Below are 20,147 nucleotides of genomic sequence, written 5' to 3'. Positions count from 1 at the left end.
CCTTTGTATCGCATGATTCAATTAGCGTTTTGGAATCTGAATCACGATTTCGTAATGATCCCCGCGATCATTTTCCGATGTTTTGATTTCCATACCAGAGCCGGTGACCATGTCGATCGATTGTCGGATCGTATTCAGTGCCAGCCGGACATCCTTGGTATAAGAGATGCGTTTGGACTTTTTGGCCGCTTCTTGCGTCACGGCTTTATAGAAAGCGATTCTTGCTTCGGTTTGCTTGACGTTCAAGCCTTTAGCGATGATCTCTGCGAGAACCTTCAGTTGCATCTCTACGCTGTCCAGCGATAGAAGCGAACGCGCATGCCGTTCAGTAATCTGGCGTTCCATAAGTGCCTTCTTCACTTCTTCAGGCAGCTGCAACAGTCGAATTTTATTCGCAATGGTGGATTGGCTTTTGCCGAGGCGCTGAGCTAAGCTCTCTTGTGTCAGTTGATGGATATCAATCAATTTTTGATAGGCGATAGCTTCTTCGATTGAGGTTAACCCTTCACGCTGCAGGTTCTCAATCAGGGCGATTGATGCAGCCTGAGAATCGTTGAATTCGCGGATAATGGCGGGAATTGTCTCCATGCCTAGTTTTTTTACCGCACGCCAGCGACGTTCTCCGGCGATAATCTCGTAATGCGAATCGCGCTGCCGGACGACAATGGGCTGAATGACGCCATGAGTCTTAATGGTTTGACACAGCTCATCGATCTTCTCGTCATCAAAAATAGTCCGTGGCTGATAAGGACTGCTGACAACCTCTTGGACCGGGATTTGTTTGATCTCTTCTCCGCTGCTCCGCTCGGTAAACCCAAAAAGCTTGGTGAATTGTTCTTTCATTCCGTTCATAACCACCTAATTTCGTTATAGTACGATCCTCATACGCTCTATGGCAAAAGCTTATCGTACAGCAAGAAATACCGTTTCATGATGCCGGTTCCTGCAAAAGTCTTACTATATCATTCTATCACTTTTCAGCCAATAATCCTATTCTCCGTATAGTCCTATTTTTCCTGCAACCGAAAGAGACCAAATCATGTGATTTGGTCTCTAAAGGGATTTTCCAAATGTTTCACGTGAAACATTTTAGATTAATGGCGACTTGGCGGGAACGCCTGCCTTGCGGGGATATTTAGCCGGTGTTTCCATGGTTTTCCGGATCAAAATAATGTGCCGCGCCGAATCCTCAACCGGCAACGTAAACGATTCAACTTTGGTCAGTTCCGCCCGTAATTCCTTAAGGCTGCGCTTTGCCTCGCGTACTTCCTCTGCAGGATCACTGCCTTTCATAGCGGCAAATAAACCTCCCTTGCGGGCAAAGGGCAAGCAAAACTCATTTAGCAGCGACAGTCTTGCCACAGCCCGTGCAGTAACCACATCGTAAGCATCCCGATGCTCTGTCAATCGGGCAATATCCTCTGCCCTACCGTGAATGAGTGTGACATCCTTTAATTGCAGGGTATCGCAAATATGCTGCAAAAACGTAATACGCTTGCTTAAAGAATCAACTATGGTTAGCTTTAGATGCGGAAAACAAATCTTTAGTGGGATTCCCGGAAAGCCGGCACCAGAGCCGATATCCGCAAGACGTTCTGCTTCGCTCATATTTACATAGATGGAAAGGGTCAGCGAATCATAAAAATGCTTCATATACACCTGGTCCCGCTCGGTAATGCCGGTTAAATTCATTTTCTCGTTCCATGCTACCAGCTCGGTATAATACTGTTCGAACTGTACGAGCTGCGCTGCCTCAAGCTTTATATGATGCTCCTGGAGCAAAGTCGTAAATTGAGACACTGTTGTATCCATAAATTATCCTTTCGCTGCCGTGACCCGGTTATAATGTTCCAGATACACCAGAAGAATTGAAATGTCAGCCGGCGTTACCCCTGAGATCCGCGAAGCCTGACCAATGGAGATTGGGGCAATCTTCGTCAACTTCTGACGCGCTTCGATGGCAAGTCCGTGAATTTCGTTATAATCGATATCTTCCGGAATTTTCTTCTGTTCCATCTTTTGCAGCTTCTCCACATGCATCAATTGTTTTTCGATATAACCAGCATATTTGATCTGGATTTCCACTTGCTCTTTCATATCTTCATCCAGCGCTTCCGGAGACGGCGAAATTTCTTCCACGAAATGATAGCCCACTTCCGGCCGCCGCATCAATGTCAGCAGATTGCTGCCGTCCACAATCGGAGCGGATTCATAACGTGCCAAAGCTTCGTTGACTTCCGACGGTTTAACCTTTGTTTCCTGCAGGCGGACAATTTCCCGCTCCACCCGTTCTTTTTTATCGATAAATGCTTGATAACGGGCCTCCGGAATCAAACCGATGTCATGGCCAATGGGAGTCAAACGGAGGTCGGCATTATCGTGACGCAGCAGAAGCCGGTATTCCGCCCGCGAAGTCAGCAGACGATAAGGCTCAGCGGTTCCTTTAGTGACGAGATCATCAATTAGAACGCCAATATAACCTTGCGAACGGTCCAGCACTACCGGCTCTTTGCCTTGCACCTTACGTGCAGCATTGATTCCGGCCATAATGCCTTGTCCAGCTGCTTCTTCATAACCCGAAGTGCCGTTGATTTGTCCCGCAGTAAACAGCCCCGGCAAACGTTTGGTTTCCAGCGAAGGCCATAGCTGTGTCGGCACGACCGCGTCATATTCGATGGCATACCCGTTGCGCATCATCTCTACCTTCTCCATCCCCGGGATGGAACGCAGCACTGCCAGCTGTACATCTTCGGGAAGGCTGGTCGAAAGACCCTGCACATAATATTCGGAGGTGTTTTTACCTTCCGGCTCCAAGAAAATCTGATGTTTCGACTTGTCGCTGAATCGGACGACCTTGTCTTCGATGGAAGGGCAATACCGGGGTCCGGTTCCCTCAATAATGCCGGTGAACATCGGTGCACGGTGCAGGTTATCATTGATGATTTGATGCGTAACTTCCGAAGTATAAGTCAGCCAGCACGGGAGTTGCTCGTTATCCGATGATTTCGTTTCGAAGGAGAAAAACTTCGGTTTTTCATCCCCCGGTTGAATTTCTGTTTTTGAAAAATCAATCGAATCCTTATGCACGCGCGGCGGCGTACCCGTCTTGAAGCGGACCAGGTCAAAACCAAGCCCGCGCAGGTTCTCAGACAGCTTTACGGAAGGCTGCTGGTTGTTAGGGCCGGATTCGTAGGTCAGCTCACCCATGATCACTTTGCCGCGCAGATAGGTGCCTGTCGTCAAAATGACCGTTTTGCTGCGGTAGACTGTGCCTGTCTTCGTCACAACGCCCGCGCAGCGGCCGTCTTCGACGATCAGCTCTTCGACCATCCCCTGCCGGAGTGTCAGATTCGGTGTTTCTTCCATTGTTTTTTTCATCTCATGCTGATACAGGAATTTATCCGCCTGCGCGCGCAGCGCGTGCACTGCAGGACCCTTCCCGGTATTCAACATACGCAGCTGAATAAAGGTTTTGTCGATATTGCGGCCCATTTCACCGCCCAGGGCATCGATTTCCCGCACAACATGACCTTTGGCCGGACCGCCGATCGACGGGTTGCACGGCATAAAAGCGATCATATCCAGATTAATTGTAATCATCAGCGTACGGCAGCCCATCCGGGCTGCTGCCAGCGCAGCTTCACTGCCGGCATGGCCGGCGCCGATGACGATAACGTCATAGCTGCCTCCTTCGTAACTCATTGCTTTTCCTCCTGTACATATATAGTCATCGCACCTTGCTCCGGTGCGCAGTCAAAGCTACTTGCCCAAACAAAACTGGGAGAAAATCTGATCCAGCAGCGAATCCGCAGCCGTATCCCCGACAATCTCGCCCAACTGCTCCCAAGCGAGCCGGACATCGATCTGAATCATATCGATCGGAATCAGCATCTCCGCGGCCTCATAAGCATCCTGCAGCGATTTGTAGGCTTTCTTCAGCAGGGCGATATGCCGTACATTGCTGACATAAGTCATATCGGCTGATTCCAGCTTTCCTTCAAAGAAAAGCTGTGAAATGGCATCCTCCAGCTTATCCAATCCCTCTTCCTCCAGCACCGACATCGGCACAATACTGGATTCTTTAAAATAAGCCAGCAGTTGCCCTTGATCCAGACGCGTCGGTAAGTCCATTTTATTCATGATGACCAAAGCTTGTCTACCGTGGATTTGTTCCATCAGAGCCAATTCGTCTTCATGCAGCTCTTCTCCTGCATTCAGCACCAGCAGAATTAAATCGGCTTCTCCGAAAGCGGCTTTGGAACGCTCAACGCCGATCTTTTCCACAATATCCATCGTTTCGCGAATTCCCGCAGTATCAAGCAGTTTGAGCGGAATATTGTTAATCGTCACATATTCTTCTATCACATCACGCGTCGTGCCCGGAATGTCGGTCACAATCGCTTTATTGTCGCGGGCCAGCGCATTCAGCAACGAGGATTTGCCGACGTTCGGCCGGCCGACAATCGCCGTCGTAATCCCCTCACGCAGAATTTTTCCTTCATTGGCTGTTTTGAGCAGCCTGTTGATGCCTTCCATAACTTCCTTGCTTTTATCCTTGATATATTCAGCCGTGAGCGATTCGACATCATGCTCCGGATAATCGATGTTTACCTCGATATGCGCCAGCATCTCGATCAGGGTTTGACGGAGGTTGGCAATTTTATCGGACAGTGACCCGTCCACTTGCTTCAGGGCAATTGAGAACGCCCGGTCTGATTTGGAGCGAATCAGGTCGATAACCGCTTCTGCCTGAGACAGATCGATCCGCCCTCCCAAAAAAGCGCGTTTCGTGAATTCACCGGGCTCGGCCAGTCGGATATCCTGCTGCAGCAGCAAATCCATAATGCGCCGTACGGCGATAATTCCGCCATGCGCGCTAATCTCCACAACATCTTCAGTGGTAAAAGAACGCGGTCCCTTCATTACGGTAACCAACACTTCCTCCATCCGTTCTCCATGTTCCGGGTGAATGATATGTCCATAATGAACGGTATGGCTTTCCGCCTCATTCAGCGGAATCCGGCTGCGGAACAGCGGATGAACCTGGGCAATGGCCTCCGGCCCGCTGACCCGAATGACCGCAATCCCACCTTCGCCGAGCGCGGTAGAGACGGCTGCGATTGTATCACTGATCATTGCTGCTTTCACCTCAATTAATAGAATTTACGCTCATCTAAAAAAACAATGACCCCTTAAATGGTCAAGGAGTCATTGCGGCAATATTCTTTACTTCAACGTAATTACGACACGGCGATTCGGTTCTTCACCCCTGCTCAGGGTGCTGACCTGACGGTGGTCCTGAAGCCTCGAATGGATGATCTTGCGTTCCTGGGGAGACATCGGCTCCAGGACAACTTCCTTCCGGGTTCGTACCACCCGGCTGGCCAGCCGGTCAGCCAGCTCTTCCAGCGTCTTTTTGCGCCGTTCGCGGAAATTCTCCGCATCCAGCACGAGACGAATAAAACTGTCGGAATAACGGTTGGCCACAATATTGGCCAAATACTGCAAAGCATCGAGGGTTTGTCCTCTTCTGCCGATCAAGAGACCCAGATCCGGACCGGATATTTGCAGCGTAGTCGATTCCTTGCTATGAGCGATTTCTACTTCAACTACAAGTCCCATGCTTTGGGCTACATCCACAATGAAATGAACGGCCTCCTGGTAAGCATCCTTTGCCGGTTGTCCGGAATCTTGGCGCGGTACACCGCCGGTCGCCTCTTGTATGTTCTCCTTAGATGACTGCTGAGGAGTAGACGGAGCACTCGCCGCTGATACCGGTGCGGCTTCGGCAATCAAGGTAAGTTCTACCTTGGCTCCCTTCGCACCGATCAATCCAAGGAACCCTTTTGACGGCTGTTCGAGTATCTGGACCGTAACCCGGTCCTTTTGAACGCCAAGCTGATTCAGTCCCCGTTCTACAGCTTCTTCAATGGTTTTCCCTGTCGCGACGACTTTGCTCATTTCGACTTTTTAGCTCCCTTCGAAGCTTTGCCGCCAGTGCTCTTCACGGCAGGAGCAGCAGTACTTTTGCCGCTTCCGGCACCCGCAACAGCCAAATTGGTATTCGTTTTGTTCTTGTTGCGATATAAAAAATAGTTCTGAATGATGGTGTACAAGTTACTGTAACACCAGTACAGCGGAAGTGCGGCCGGGAAGTTGTAGGACATGATGAAAATCAGTACCGGGTACACCATCATCATGAACTGCATCGGGCCTTGCTGCTGTACCGGATTCATTTTGGTCATCATCCGGGTTTGCAGGAATGTAGTCGCTGCAGCCAGCAAAGGCAAAATGAAGTAATGGTCCGGTTTGCCGAGCTGGAGCCAGAGGAACGAATGCTCGCGCAGCGCCGGATTGTAATAGATCGAGTTGTACAGGGCGATAAAAATCGGCATTTGCACGATCAGCGGCAGACAGCCTGCCATCGGGTTAACTTTATTCTCCTGGAAGAGGCGCATCGTTTCCTGCTGCACTTTTTCCGGCTGATCCTTGTATTTCTTCTTGATCTTCTCAAGCTCCGGCTGAATGGCCTGCATCGCGCGCGAGCTTCTCACCTGCTTGATAGTAAGCGGCAAAATTATTGTACGGACGATGATCACCATGACAAGCACGGCCAGACCATATTGTCCATTAAACCACTCAGCGAACTTATTGAGGGCAATGGCGAAGTAATAAACTACATTGCTCTGCCAGAAGCCACCATTTTTCAAATCCTCCGTAGTATGCGTTACATTCGCCGACGGCGAGCAGCCTGAAAGCACCAGTAACGACATCATCATTACAGCGAGGAGGAGAAACCATTTTCCTCGTCTAGTCTTCAATAGAGACACTTCATAACCCCTCTCATAAACATTCCATTGCACCGTAAATCATACCATAATTATGAATACAAATAAACAAGCCCCTTAGAAGGCCTTACTTGCGTGAAGCCTTGAGCAGCTTGGCTTTGCGCAGCACATGCAGCGCGCTTTTTTCGAGCTCCGCGTAATCCTTCGACAGCGCACCTTTTCTTACGATAAACACCATGTCCAGCCCCTCGGCGATCTCTGTCTCGTGATGGCGGATAATCTCCTTCACCAGCCGTCTCATGCGGTTGCGGACTACGGCGTTGCCTACCTTTTTACTGACCGATACTCCTAGCCTAAACCGCTCCACCTCTTTCCTGTTGTTCCAGTATACGACGAACTGGTGATTTGCAAAGGACTTCCCATGGCGGTATACGCGGCTGAAGTCGGCGCGGTTTCGTAATCGTAAACTTTTGTGCACGGCAATCCCCTATTCAAAAACCGGGCCGCCTGCCGCGGTCCGAATTTTTTTCTTCTTATTAGTATGGTCACATGGACACCGCCATAAACGGTAAATTACATCGGTCTAAACAAAGGTCCCTCTCCCCCTTGATGGAAGGAATGTGCCGTTTCCGTCACAATCGGCAGCTGTGGAACCCGATTATCGCCCCATATAAAATACCCCACAAAGCATGCCTTGACTTTGAAGCCTTGCCAAGCAACCTTGAGGGGACCCCAGAACCTAAATCATCCATGAAATTATACTTCTGATATTACTAAAAAAGGACCACCGTAGTGGTCCCTCTAAGTGGCCTCGCTTACGCACTCAGAACTTTTCTGCCTTTCAGGCGGCGGGCTGCCAGCACTTTACGGCCGTTTTTCGTGCTCATTCTTGCGCGGAAACCATGCACCTTTTTGCGTTTGCTCACATTCGGTTTGAACGTCGGTCTCATGTATTGCACCTCCCTTACAGGATCTTCATTAATGTCATATTAACGGACGAGCCGTCCTTGATTTACGGACAACAACCTCACAGAAAACACCTTTATATATTAAAGCACAACCCATACATAGAAGTCAACCTTGATCTTCCTTCTCCAAAAAAGCTTCCTATTATGCACGTTTAGACACGCAAGTAGATTCATCCACAGCTTTCGGCAGTTATCCACCTGTGGTTAAGCGAATGCCGTCGAACCTGAACGACTGAGCATAAGCTGTGCACAAAAAAACAAGTCCCCTGACGGAACTTGTCGAACGGTGAACAACATATCAACAATATGTAGTGTTGTTATTAAGAATTGTACACAAGCGCTTGAATTTGTGGATAAATTATCGCCGCTCATTGAAAAACAAGGGTGGTTTTGCTATGATGGTATTACTTTTGATTGTGAATAGATTTGTTAGTTCTCTATATTATCAACAAGCTGTGGATAAAGTTGTGAACAATTCAAATTTATCCATATTTTTGTGTCTCTTGATACTGCTTGCTGGGGATAAGTTTCTGCACCAACCTATTTTCTTCGACATTCCACTTCATGGCTGACGCCACATTTGGAAGATTTAAAGGAGTGACAGTCTGTGGACAGCCATACTTCCGAATTATGGCAGCAAATTTTATCGATTATCCAGACCAAATTAAGCAAACCCAGCTTCGATACATGGTTTAAAGCGACGAAAGCGTTAACCTTTTCTTCCGATGCGCTGATTATCTCCGCTCCGACGACATTTGCCGTGGAATGGCTCGAGAGCCGCTACACCAAGCTGGTCGGCGCCACGGTCATGGAAGTGACCGGGCAACAAGTCGACGTCAGATTCGTCATCGAAGAGAACAAGCCGGCTGAGCCGGTCATTCAGCAGGCCGCTCCGGCTCCAGCGGTATCCCGCGAGGAAGCCCAGACGCATCTGCTTAACCCGAAATATACGTTCGATACTTTCGTCATCGGCTCCGGCAACCGTTTTGCCCATGCCGCTTCGCTAGCTGTCGCCGAAGCTCCGGCCAAGGCTTATAACCCGCTGTTTCTGTATGGCGGCGTTGGACTCGGTAAAACCCACCTGATGCATGCCATCGGGCATTATGTGCTGGAACATAATCCGAATCATAAGGTTATTTATATTTCCTCTGAGAAATTTACGAATGAATTCATTAACTCTATTCGCGACAACCGCGGCGAAAGCTTCCGCAACAAATACCGCAATGTCGACATTCTGCTCATCGACGATATTCAGTTTTTGGCCGGCAAGGAATCGACGCAGGAGGAGTTTTTCCATACATTCAATGCGCTGCATGAGGAACGCAAACAGATTATTATCTCCAGCGACCGGCCGCCCAAGGAAATTCCGACGCTGGAAGAGCGGCTGCGCTCCCGTTTCGAATGGGGCCTGATCACCGACATTCAGCCGCCGGATCTGGAGACGCGGATCGCCATTTTGCGCAAGAAAGCAAAAGCGGAGAACCTTGATATTCCAAACGAAGCGATGATGTATATTGCCAACCAGATCGATACGAACATCCGCGAGCTGGAGGGAGCGCTCATCCGCGTCGTCGCCTATTCTTCATTGACGAACCAGGATGTCACGACCCATTTGGCTGCCGAAGCGCTGAAGGACATTATCCCGTCCAGCCGGCCGAAGATGATTACGATCGGAGACATTCAGCAGAAGGTCGGCGAATATTACAACCTGCGGATGGAGGATTTCAAGGCGCGCAAACGCACCAAAGCCGTAGCTTTTCCGCGGCAGATCGCCATGTACCTATCCAGGGAGCTGACCGATTATTCGCTGCCTAAGATCGGGGAGGCATTCGGCGGGCGCGACCATACCACCGTCATCCACGCCCACGAGAAGATAACGCAGTCGATGAAAGAGGATCAGGAGCTTTATAAAGTGGTAAACAACATCGCAGAGAAAATTAAAAATCCTTCCTAAGAGGAACAAAGAGCCTATACACAATCTATACACATGTGGGTAGGCTTAATTTTATGCGCTTGTCCAGGTTATCCACATAATCGTCCCGCCTACTACTAATACTATTAATAACTATAATTAATTCATCATAAAAAGCGGCGCTGCACAGCAGCTTCCGCAGACCATTCTCCAAATTCTCGCTAGGAGTGAAACTATGAAAATCACCATTCTCAAAAATGAGCTTAACGAATCCATTGGCCACGTATCGAAAGCCATCTCCAGCCGTACAACCATACCGATTCTGACCGGCATCAAGTTTGAAGTAAATTACAATGGCGTAACGCTTACCGCAAGCGATACCGACATCTCTATCCAATCCTTTATTCCAGCGGAAGATGACAATCACACCATTGTGAAGGTCGAACAACCGGGAAGCGTTGTTTTGCCTGCCAAATTTTTCGTTGAAATCATCAAAAAGCTGCCGTCCAAAGAAATCCAGATGGAAGTGAAGGAAGGGTTTCAAACCTTTATCTCCTCGGGATCGACAGAAATTCAAATCGTCGGCCTAGATCCGGAGGAATTCCCGGTGCTGCCGAGCATCGAAGAGAACGATATGATCTCCCTTCCTGGCGATCTGCTGAAGAATATGATCAAGCAAACGGCTTTTTCGATTTCCACCCAGGAAACAACGCCGATTCTGACCGGCATTCTCTGGAACCTAAGCAATAACGAGTTCAAATTCACCGCGACGGACCGCCACCGCCTGGCCACCCGCTCGGCAAGTCTTGAAGGAACGGACAATGTTCAATTCGGAAACATCGTCATTGCCGGTAAAACGCTGAACGAGCTCAGCAAAATCATTCCGGATCAGAATATGCTCGTGGACATCGTCGTCGCCGACAACCAGGTGCTGTTCAAAATCGACAAAGTGCTGTTCTACACGCGAATTCTGGACGGCGTGTATCCGGATACTTCTAGAATTATTCCGACAGCCTTCAAAACAGAACTCACTTTGGACACAAAAAAACTGACCGATTCCATCGATCGCGCTTATTTGCTGTCCCGTGAGGAAAAAACGAATATTGTGCGCATGCAGACGCTCGATAACGGAGATATCGAAATCTCCTCCAGCTCGTCGGAACTCGGAAAGGTACGGGAGGAGCTCGAAGTTGCCGATTTCAAAGGCGAACCGCTACGGATCTCCTTCAACTCCAAATATATGCTTGACGTGCTGAAGGTCGTGGACAGCGAGCAGTTGACCATTGCTTTTACCGGAATGATGAGTCCGATTATTCTGCGTCCACTGGACGACAGCCGCGCGCTTTATGTCATTCTGCCGTACCGTACAACCAACTAAGATCACTGTCCGCACGACTGTGGATAAGTGAGGGAAGGAATAACGAACGATGAAAAAAATACTTATCCACAGTGGATATATTAAGCTGGACCAGTTTTTGAAGCTCTCCGATTGCGTATCCACAGGCGGTATGGCGAAGGCGCTGCTGCAGGAAGGAGCCGTACGCGTAAACGGTGAACTTGAAGAACGGCGTGGCCGGAAGCTTTACCCAGGTGATAAAATAGAGGTCGAGGACAACGGAGTGTTCATCGTCGAGGACGGTGGAAGCCGGGAATAGGAAGAGCGATCCGGAGGAGGCGCGCATTACGTGTTTGTCAAAAATATCGGATTGCAGCATTACCGCAACTACGGCATACTGCGCCTGGAGAGCTTGGGCGATGTCAATTTGATTCTCGGGCAAAACGCCCAGGGCAAAACCAATCTCATGGAGGCACTGTTCGTGCTGGCCATGACGAAGAGTCACCGTACAACCAAAGACCGGGAGTTGATCGCTTTCGATGCTCCCTCTGGTTCCGCCCATATTATTGCCGAGGTGGAACGCAAATACGGCGAATTGAAGCTGGAGCTGATGCTTTCGCCGCAAGGTAAAAAAGCCAAAATCAACGGGCTGGAGCAGCGCCGGCTGAGTGAATTCGTCGGATCGCTAAATGTGGTGATGTTCGCGCCTGAGGATCTGGAAATTGTGAAAGGCACGCCGGGGGTACGGCGCCGTTTTCTCGATATGGAGATCGGCCAGGTACAGCCCGGCTATCTGTTTCATTTGTCCCAATACCAGAAAGTGCTGGTACAGAGAGGAAATCTGTTAAAGCAATTATGGGGGAAAGAAGGTTCCGCAAGAGAACTTCTGGAGATCTGGGATACCCAATTGGCCGAGCACGGTGTTAAAATTATCAAAAAGAGGAAACAATTCATAAAGAAGCTGCAAGTGTGGGCCGAAAGCATTCATAGAGGGATTACTAGCGGCGGGGAAGAGCTGAAATTAGCCTATGTTCCGTCGTTTGGCGAACGCGAAGAGGAAGATGAAGCTGTCTTATTGGACAATTTTATGTTAAAGTTATCACAAACAAGAGATCAGGAAATCAGGCGCGGCATGACGCTGACGGGCCCCCACCGGGATGACCTGTCCTTTTTTATCAATGGCAGGGAAGCTCAGGTATACGGTTCGCAAGGGCAGCAGCGCACGGCGGCGCTGTCGCTTAAACTGGCGGAAATCGAGCTGATTCACGAAGAGATCGGTGAATATCCGGTGCTGCTTTTGGATGATGTATTATCCGAGCTTGACCCGTACCGCCAAACCCAGCTGATCGAAACCTTTCAAAGCAAGGTTCAGACCTTTATTACCGCTACGGGCGTCGAAGGGCTGAACACCGGAAAGCTGAAGGGCGCATGCCTGTATCATGTCCATGACGGAAGCGTGGAGTTCTAAAGAGCGGAGGAAGACGATGTATATTCATTTGGGCGGGGAAAAAATTATCCGGTCCTCGGAGCTGATTGCGATCTTTGATATTTCGATTGAGAAATCTTCCAAGATATCCAAGCAGTTTATCGCCTGTTCCCTGCAAGACAAGCGGCTCGAGCGGATCGGCGACGAAGAAGCCAAATCCATCGTTGTGACCAAAAATACAATCTACTACTCTCCGATTTCTTCCTCAACACTCAAAAAGAGAGCAAAAATCTTGCTTGAAATATAAAAGAAGTAGGTGAAAGCATGTCCATGAATCAACCGACATATGATGAGAGCCAGATACAGGTCCTGGAAGGGCTGGAGGCCGTCCGTAAGCGTCCCGGCATGTACATCGGCTCGACGAGCAGCAAAGGCCTGCATCATTTGGTCTGGGAGGTTGTCGATAACAGTATCGATGAGGCGTTGGCCGGATTTTGCGACCGCATTCAGGTCATCATCCATGAAAATAACAGCGTAACGGTTATCGATAACGGCCGGGGGATCCCGGTCGGGGAGAACGTTAAGCTGAAAAAATCGACGCTGGAAGTCGTCATGACCGTCCTTCATGCGGGCGGTAAATTCGGCGGCGGCGGATACAAGGTATCCGGCGGTCTGCACGGTGTAGGGATTTCCGTAGTCAACGCATTGTCTGAAAAGGTTGAGGTAACCGTCAAACGCGATGGTCACGCCTACCGTCAGGAATACCGCCGAGGCGCGCCGCAGTACGATATCAAAATCGTCGGCGATACGGAAGAAACCGGAACGACAACAACGTTCCAACCCGATCCGGAGATTTTTACCGAAACTACGGTATTTGATTACAACACGCTGCTTACCCGTCTGCGCGAGCTGGCCTTCCTGAACAAAGGCATTGAGCTGTCCATCCTCGATGAACGGACCGGCGTGTCCAACACCTTCAAGTACGAAGGCGGCATTGTGGAATACGTGAAATATTTGAACGAGAAAAAAGAAGCGCTGCATGAAGCGCCGATCTACGTCGAAGGTTCGCGCGACATGATCCAGGTCGAAATCGCGCTGCAATATAACGACTCGTATACGGAGAACATCTACTCCTTCGCCAATAATATCAATACCCATGAAGGCGGAACCCATGAATCCGGCTTCAAGAGTGCCTTGACGCGGATCATCAACGACTATGCCCGCAAATCCGGCATCATCAAGGACAGTAACTCCAATCTGACCGGCGATGACGTCCGCGAAGGTCTGACGGCGATCATCTCCGTGAAGATCCCTGAGCCGCAATTTGAGGGCCAGACCAAAACCAAGCTCGGCAACAGCGAAGTGCGCGGCGTCGTGGAATCGCTGTTCGGGGAGAAGCTGCAGGAATTCCTGGAAGAAAATCCGGCGATCTCCCGCCGCGTGCTTGAGAAATCGCTGCAGGCATCCCGTGCGCGGGAAGCGGCCCGTAAAGCACGGGAATTGACGCGCCGCAAGAGCGCACTGGAAGTCAGTGCCCTGCCGGGCAAGCTGGCCGACTGCTCCTCCAAGGACGCTTCGATCAGCGAGCTGTATATCGTCGAAGGGGACTCCGCAGGCGGTTCGGCCAAACAAGGCCGGGACCGGCATTTCCAGGCGATTTTGCCGCTGCGCGGCAAAATTCTCAACGTAGAGAAGGCCCGGCTTGACCGGATCTTGTCCAACGCCGAAATCCGGGCAATCATTACCGCGCTCGGTACCGGCATCAGCGACGATTTCGATTTGAGCAAGGCACGGTACCACAAAGTCGTAATTATGACCGATGCCGACGTCGACGGTGCCCACATCCGGACGCTGCTGCTGACCTTCTTTTACCGCTATATGCGCAAGCTTGTGGATGCCGGCTTTATTTATATTGCCCAGCCGCCGCTCTTCAAGATCGAACGCAATAAAGTGGTACGCTACGCCCAATCCGAAAAAGAGCGCGATGAGATCATCGCCTCCTTTGGAGACAACGTGAAGGTCAACGTACAGCGTTACAAAGGTCTCGGGGAAATGAATGCCGAGCAGCTGTGGGATACGACCATGGATCCGGAGAACCGCAGCATGCTGCAGGTTACGATTGAAGATGCCATTCTGGCCGATGCTATCTTTGATACGCTGATGGGCGACAATGTCGAGCCACGGCGCGAATTTATTCAAGAGCATGCCCAATCGGTACGCAATCTCGATATTTAACAGCGGCACAAACCTAAAGAACCTTCCTTGTTCGTATGAACAGGCGGAGGTTCTTTTTTTGTCATCTCCGGCTGGAACGTCTGGCGGGTGATTTTCGTCTAGAGGTAGCCGCCGGTTTATTCTTTTTGAGTCGGCCGTATGCCGATGCGTAGCGGTGGATTTTTTCATAAACGGTTTTATCGGGATACTGTTTGAAAATAAAGATAGCGGGAAGCGTATTGACCTCCAGCAGCCACAAGTCATGATGCTCATCGATGGCAACGTCCAGGCCGATTTCCTTGATCGACGGATAAGCGCTCTCCAGTTGCTGCCCGATCCGCTGTCCGAGCAATTTTAGTTTTTTGATCGTTGCGGCTGCCTCGATGGGACTCATATGATCTTTCAGGAGCTTGCTGACCCATTCTACTTTGCCCCCGTTATGATAGTTGGTTACGATTTTCTGCGGAGCCGCTACTCTGCCCACCATACCGGTCGTTTCCCAGCCACCATGGGGATTTTTTTGTGTCAGGATCCGCAAATCAAACGGCAGCCGCTCATGGCAGAGAAGCTGAATGCCTTGCTGAATTAGATACTTTCGTTTCTGAATCCGCTGGGCGATGGCATTATTCAGGGCTTCGACTGTCATAAAAGAGTGCGACTCTTTGCCATGGCGGAGAATGTACAGCGTCTGGGGTTCCTCGGTTACAGCTACGGCCGGCTGCAGCTGCTCATCCGTTTCGGGAGGGAGCTCTGCATCCTCAGGCTCTGGATCCAGACTGCTGACTTGCGGCATCAGCACATGCCGTTCCGCACGCATCACGCCGACACCGTACGTGCCGCGGTCAGGCTTTATATAAACGGTTTCGTATAGTCCGAGCAACGTGGATAAACCCGAGCTGGTGTATACTCGTGTTTCAGGAATATAGGGAGAGAGCCGGGGATTTTGCAGGATGACTTTTGTTTTAGCCCATTTGCTTGAAACCCGTTGTATACTCATCATCTTCCTCCTATGCAGGCTGAAATATCAGGACAAGCTTAGTAAACAATGTTATAATATAAGGATGCGAGAGCCCCTTAATTGACGAATGATGGACAATCGCCGCAGCTCTTTTTCTACAGTCTATGTAGGTGTGATAGTGGCGGAAAGGGCGAATACCCCTGCTTGCTCTAAAAAAAGAGTTCTTTGAAGACGGATAAGCCATCAGGCGTTTAATTGTGCAGTTTTTGTGAAAGTAATATAATTAGGGGTAGCGGTTTTTTAACTGAAGGAGGTCCAGCAACACATGGCTGAACAAAATAACCCGCAAATCAGAGATCGGGACATTGGTGTGGAGATGCGCGATTCCTTTATGGATTACGCGATGAGCATCATCGTTAGCCGGGCTTTGCCGGATGTGCGGGACGGACTGAAGCCTGTTCACCGACGCATTTTGTTTGCGATGTCGGAACTTGGGATGTCTGCGGATAAACCTCATAAGAAGTCAGCGAGAATCGTGGGCGAAGTCATCGGTAAATACCACCCGCACGGCGATTCCGCGGTCTATGAAACGATGGTCCGGATGGCCCAGGATTTCTCCATGCGTTATATGCTGGTCGACGGCCACGGCAACTTCGGCTCGATCGACGGTGACATGGCGGCGGCTATGCGGTATACCGAAGCCCGTCTCTCCAAAATCGCTGGTGAAATGCTGCGCGATCTGAACAAGGAGACGGTTGATTTTGCACCCAACTATGACGGCGAAGAAAATGAACCGGTTGTCCTGCCTTCCCGTTATCCGAATCTGCTTGTAAACGGAGTCTCCGGCATTGCCGTAGGGATGGCTACGAACATTCCGCCGCATAACCTCGGCGAAGTCATCGACGGCGTGCAGGCGATGATCAAGAATCCCGATATCACGCCTATGGAGCTCATGGAATATATCAAAGGTCCGGATTTCCCGACTGCCGGCTATATTCTTGGCCGTGAAGGGATCCGCCAGGCTTATCGTACCGGCCGCGGCTCGGTGACGATGCGCGCGAAAGCGACGATTGAAGACAACAACGGTAAGGCGCGGATCATCGTCCACGAGCTGCCTTATCAGGTGAATAAGGCGAGACTGGTGGAGAAAATCGCCGAGCTGGTCCGTGAAAAACGGATTGAAGGCATTACCGACCTCAGAGATGAATCGGACCGCAACGGGATGCGTATCGTTGTGGAAATGCGGCGCGACGTTAACCCGAATGTCGTTCTGAACAATTTGTATAAACATACGGCCATGCAGTCGACCTTCGGCATCAACATGCTGGCGATCGTCGGCAATGAGCCGAAGATCCTGAATCTTCGCGATGTCCTGCACCATTATCTGCAGCATCAGATCGAAGTCATCCGTCGCCGGACGATTTTCGATCTGAAGAAAGCGGAAGCCCGTGCGCATATTCTCGAAGGCTTGCGGGTAGCACTCGACCATCTGGATGAGGTCATCGCCTTGATTCGCGCATCCCGTACAACGGAGATTGCCCGCGACGGATTGATGGAGACCTTCAGCCTTAGCGTGGAGCAAGCCCAGGCGATTCTGGACATGCGGATGCAACGCCTGACCGGTCTGGAACGGGAAAAAATCGAAAACGAATATAACGAGCTGATCGCCAAGATTGCCGAATATCGTGAGATTTTGGCTAATGAGCATCTCGTGCTGGAGATTATCGGCAATGAGCTGCAGGATATCCGCGACCGTTATTCCGACGAACGCCGGACGGAGATTACGATCGGCGAAGAAAGCATTCTGGATGAGGATTTGATCCCGCGCGAAGAGGTTGTCATTACGGTTACCCATACCGGCTATATCAAGCGGCTGCCAGTAAACACATATCGCAGCCAGAAGCGGGGCGGGCGCGGGGTTATCGGCATGGATACCAAAGACGAGGATTTTGTCGAGCATCTCTTTGTGAGCAACTCGCATAATTACCTGATGTTCTTCACCGACAAGGGTAAAGTCTACCGGATCAAGGCCTACGAGATTCCGGAGCTTGGCCGGACTGCGCGGGGAACTCCGATCATTAACCTGATTCAAATCGAACAAGGAGAGAAGATCAGCGCGGTCATTCAGGTTGAGGAAAGCGACAGCGATAAATATCTGTTCTTTGCTACACGCGAAGGCATTGTGAAGAAGACGCCGCTTGAGGACTATAACAACATCCGCAAAGGCGGCCTGATCGCGATTAACCTTCGTGAAGAAGACTCCCTGATCGAAGTCAAGTTGACCGATGGCGCGCAAAATCTGATTATCGGTACCGCCAACGGCATGTCCATTACCTTCTCTGAAAACGATGTGCGCTCTATGGGCCGCAGTGCCACAGGGGTCAAAGGCATCACCTTGGATGAGAATGACCATGTCATCGGTATGGACTGCGTCGATAAGGAACTTGAAGTGCTGATTGTCACGGCCAACGGCTATGGCAAACGGACGCCAGCAAGCGATTTCCGCTTCCAGACACGCGGCGGCAAGGGGATCAAGATGATCAACCTGACCGAGAAGAACGGTCTTGTCGTCGGTCTGAAGGTCGTTAAAACCGATGAGGACCTGATGATTATTACAACCAGCGGTACGCTGATCCGGATGAGCATGGATGGAATTTCGACGATGGGCCGGTATGCCCAAGGCGTGAAGCTGATCAATATCCGTGAGGATGACGCCGTAGCTACATTGTGCCGGGCCGACAAGGAAGAAGAATCTGATCATGAAGCCGATTTGGAATCGTCCGATGAAGGCGCATCAGAAGAAACATTCCAAGACACATCCGAAGACCAAAACGAATAATACGACGTAAAGGGCACGGGGAACCGTGCTCTTTTTTTTCTGTCTATCTAGCCGATGATAAGTATCCATACTATAATAAAATGGACAAATTTTAACCACGTGAAGTTTTGGGATAGAGGGGCTGAGCATATGCCGTACGTTGCGGTATCAGAGATCAAACCGGGTTCGAAAATCATCAAAGATGTTGTTACTCCACTGGGAGGAACGCTCTTTACCAAAGGAAAAGTCATATTGCCGCGCGATCTTGAGATTTTGCAGGCCTTTTTAATCCAACAGGTGGAGATTGAAGGGGTTCAGGCCGCTGAGCCTAAGCCGGGTGAGGGTCCAAAAGCTGCAAAAACGAATACGGTCAAAGCAGGCGCGGTCGTCAATGAAGCGCTGCTCTCCAAGAGTAATTCTCCGCTACATGATGAATATGACAAGATGCTGTCTCTGATTAAGCAATGCTACCGCTCTGCCGGCGCGGCCCCGTTGCCGATGCTTGAGCTGCGCGGCCAACTCGAGGCGCTGATTGCTCATCTTAAAGATTACCATGTGCTTAAATTTGTTCCACGGGCATTGCGTGAAGAGGATTACAACTACCACAATGCGGTATTATCTTCCCTGACGTCGTACAAACTGGCCCAGTGGTGCGCCTATCCGCAAAAGGATTGGATGCAGGTGGCGTTTGCCGGTCTGCTTCACGATATCGGCAACACGAAAGTTGATAACTTCCTCTTACATAAGCCAATGACATTAACACATTCGGAAGCGGAAGAAGTGCGTAAGCATACAACGCTTGGCTATCAGATTCTCCGTACGGTAACGGCGATCAACGAAGGTGTTCGCTTAACAGCTTTGCAGCATCATGAGAAGGTGGACGGCACTGGTTATCCGCTGCATCTCGATGGCACGCAAATTCATGCCTATGCCAAAATCGTCGCGGTTGCCGACATCTTTCATGCCATGACGCTGGAAAAGTCCTACCGTAAAGCGCAGTCGCCTTATCTGGTATTAGAGCAAATACTCAAAGAAAGCTTCGGCAAACTCGACCCGGCCATTGTACAAATCTTTATTCAAAAAGCCACCGAACTGTATAATGGCACAAAAGTGCGGCTCAGCGACGGCCGGCATGGAGAGATTATCTTCACAGACCGCAGTAACCCTACAAGACCAATGGTTCAGATCGAGGGAAAAATCGTGAATTTGATGTTGGAACGGGAGTTGTATATTCAGGAGATTATTGCATAAAGGGAATGTTTTAAAAAAAGCTTGCATTCATCTTCTGTACATGGTATATTATTATTCCGGCCAAGAAATATCAGATGAAACGCTCGAATGAAGTTAAAAAAAGAGCTTGCATCGAACGGCTGGATATGATATAGTATAAGAGTTGCTGCTGATGAGAAATTGCAGCGGCGAAACAAAGTTTGATCTTTGAAAACTGAACAACGAGTGAGTATTAAAGAGAATGCAAATTCTCGTCAGATGTTTTAAATGAGCAAGTCAAACACTTTTATGGAGAGTTTGATCCTGGCTCAGGACGAACGCTGGCGGCGTGCCTAATACATGCAAGTCGAGCGGAGTTTATCCTTCGGGATAAGCTTAGCGGCGGACGGGTGAGTAACACGTAGGCAACCTGCCCCATGAACTGGGATAACTACCGGAAACGGTAGCTAATACCGGATAATTCCTCTTTTCGCCTGAAGAGAGGATGAAAGACGGAG

17 protein-coding genes and 1 rRNA gene are annotated in these 20,147 nt (G+C 50.0%); 9 read left to right on the top strand and 9 right to left on the bottom strand.

What is annotated here, in order from left to right; all coding sequences use genetic code 11:
• Positions 1 to 21 precede the first annotated feature (21 nt).
• The 8 genes from noc to rpmH all read right to left on the bottom strand — a co-directional run bounded on the left by noc (position 22) and on the right by rpmH (position 7,738).
• Positions 22 to 843: a nucleoid occlusion protein gene (gene noc / locus BMW84_RS14890; RefSeq protein ID WP_091069808.1), complete on the bottom strand. Its 822-nt coding sequence runs from the start codon at positions 841 to 843 to the stop codon at positions 22 to 24.
• Positions 844 to 1,089: 246 nt separating this feature from the next.
• The gene (rsmG, locus tag BMW84_RS14885; protein WP_091069807.1) at positions 1,090 to 1,812 is read right to left on the bottom strand and encodes a 16S rRNA (guanine(527)-N(7))-methyltransferase RsmG; all 723 of its coding nucleotides are present in this window, start codon (positions 1,810 to 1,812) and stop codon (positions 1,090 to 1,092) included.
• Between the two features lie 3 nt (positions 1,813 to 1,815).
• Positions 1,816 to 3,702 (bottom strand): tRNA uridine-5-carboxymethylaminomethyl(34) synthesis enzyme MnmG, encoded by a 1,887-nt coding sequence (gene mnmG, locus BMW84_RS14880; protein WP_091069805.1) that lies wholly within the window; start codon positions 3,700 to 3,702, stop codon positions 1,816 to 1,818.
• Positions 3,703 to 3,759: 57 nt separating this feature from the next.
• A complete protein-coding gene (gene mnmE / locus BMW84_RS14875; RefSeq protein WP_091069803.1) occupies positions 3,760 to 5,136 on the bottom strand; it encodes a tRNA uridine-5-carboxymethylaminomethyl(34) synthesis GTPase MnmE in 1,377 nt (458 codons plus the stop codon).
• Between the two features lie 90 nt (positions 5,137 to 5,226).
• Positions 5,227 to 5,961: an RNA-binding cell elongation regulator Jag/EloR gene (gene jag / locus BMW84_RS14870; protein ID WP_091069802.1), complete on the bottom strand. Its 735-nt coding sequence runs from the start codon at positions 5,959 to 5,961 to the stop codon at positions 5,227 to 5,229.
• Positions 5,958 to 6,830, bottom strand: a complete 873-nt coding sequence (locus BMW84_RS14865) for a YidC/Oxa1 family membrane protein insertase (protein ID WP_091069800.1) — start codon at positions 6,828 to 6,830, stop codon at positions 5,958 to 5,960. Before BMW84_RS14865 ends, jag begins: the two co-directional genes overlap by 4 nt.
• Before the next feature lie 85 nt (positions 6,831 to 6,915).
• Positions 6,916 to 7,266 carry a ribonuclease P protein component gene (rnpA, locus tag BMW84_RS14860; protein WP_091069798.1) on the bottom strand — a complete coding sequence of 117 codons (351 nt, stop codon included), beginning with the start codon at positions 7,264 to 7,266 and terminating at the stop codon, positions 6,916 to 6,918.
• 337 nt (positions 7,267 to 7,603) lie between these two features.
• A complete protein-coding gene (rpmH, locus tag BMW84_RS14855) occupies positions 7,604 to 7,738 on the bottom strand; it encodes a 50S ribosomal protein L34 (RefSeq protein ID WP_025337168.1) in 135 nt (44 codons plus the stop codon).
• Positions 7,739 to 8,363: 625 nt separating this feature from the next.
• On the opposite strand from rpmH, the gene dnaA reads away from it, so the two are divergent.
• The 6 genes from dnaA to gyrB all read left to right on the top strand — a co-directional run bounded on the left by dnaA (position 8,364) and on the right by gyrB (position 14,665).
• Positions 8,364 to 9,710, top strand: coding sequence for a chromosomal replication initiator protein DnaA (gene dnaA / locus BMW84_RS14850; protein WP_091069794.1), 1,347 nt, complete (start codon positions 8,364 to 8,366; stop codon positions 9,708 to 9,710).
• A 193-nt stretch (positions 9,711 to 9,903) separates the two neighbouring features.
• Positions 9,904 to 11,046 carry a DNA polymerase III subunit beta gene (gene dnaN, locus BMW84_RS14845; protein ID WP_091069793.1) on the top strand — a complete coding sequence of 381 codons (1,143 nt, stop codon included), beginning with the start codon at positions 9,904 to 9,906 and terminating at the stop codon, positions 11,044 to 11,046.
• A gap of 49 nt (positions 11,047 to 11,095) precedes the next feature.
• Positions 11,096 to 11,323 (top strand): S4 domain-containing protein YaaA, encoded by a 228-nt coding sequence (gene yaaA, locus BMW84_RS14840; protein ID WP_091069791.1) that lies wholly within the window; start codon positions 11,096 to 11,098, stop codon positions 11,321 to 11,323.
• Positions 11,324 to 11,353: 30 nt separating this feature from the next.
• Entirely contained in the window at positions 11,354 to 12,472 is a 1,119-nt protein-coding gene (gene recF / locus BMW84_RS14835; RefSeq protein ID WP_091069790.1) for a DNA replication/repair protein RecF, read from the top strand.
• A gap of 16 nt (positions 12,473 to 12,488) precedes the next feature.
• Positions 12,489 to 12,737 (top strand): extracellular matrix regulator RemB, encoded by a 249-nt coding sequence (remB, locus tag BMW84_RS14830; RefSeq protein WP_091069788.1) that lies wholly within the window; start codon positions 12,489 to 12,491, stop codon positions 12,735 to 12,737.
• 17 nt (positions 12,738 to 12,754) lie between these two features.
• Positions 12,755 to 14,665, top strand: coding sequence for a DNA topoisomerase (ATP-hydrolyzing) subunit B (gene gyrB, locus BMW84_RS14825; RefSeq protein WP_091069786.1), 1,911 nt, complete (start codon positions 12,755 to 12,757; stop codon positions 14,663 to 14,665).
• A 61-nt stretch (positions 14,666 to 14,726) separates the two neighbouring features.
• Here the strand turns inward: gyrB and BMW84_RS14820 are convergent, their stop codons facing one another.
• On the bottom strand, positions 14,727 to 15,641 hold the full coding sequence (locus tag BMW84_RS14820; protein ID WP_091069785.1) for a YheC/YheD family protein: 915 nt from the start codon (positions 15,639 to 15,641) through the stop codon (positions 14,727 to 14,729).
• A gap of 286 nt (positions 15,642 to 15,927) precedes the next feature.
• On the opposite strand from BMW84_RS14820, the gene gyrA reads away from it, so the two are divergent.
• The 3 genes from gyrA to BMW84_RS14805 all read left to right on the top strand — a co-directional run.
• Positions 15,928 to 18,441 (top strand): DNA gyrase subunit A, encoded by a 2,514-nt coding sequence (gene gyrA, locus BMW84_RS14815; protein ID WP_091069783.1) that lies wholly within the window; start codon positions 15,928 to 15,930, stop codon positions 18,439 to 18,441.
• A 129-nt stretch (positions 18,442 to 18,570) separates the two neighbouring features.
• On the top strand, positions 18,571 to 19,671 hold the full coding sequence (locus tag BMW84_RS14810) for an HD-GYP domain-containing protein (protein WP_091069782.1): 1,101 nt from the start codon (positions 18,571 to 18,573) through the stop codon (positions 19,669 to 19,671).
• A 264-nt stretch (positions 19,672 to 19,935) separates the two neighbouring features.
• Positions 19,936 to 20,147, top strand: a 16S ribosomal RNA gene (locus BMW84_RS14805); the annotation flags it as partial.

This window comes from Paenibacillus sp. NFR01 (genome assembly GCF_900111565.1).
Classification (GTDB): Bacteria; Bacillota; Bacilli; order Paenibacillales; family Paenibacillaceae; genus Paenibacillus_AQ.
The sequence above is the reverse complement of the archived record's forward strand: the minus strand, read 5'-3'. Positions and strand labels throughout refer to the sequence as shown.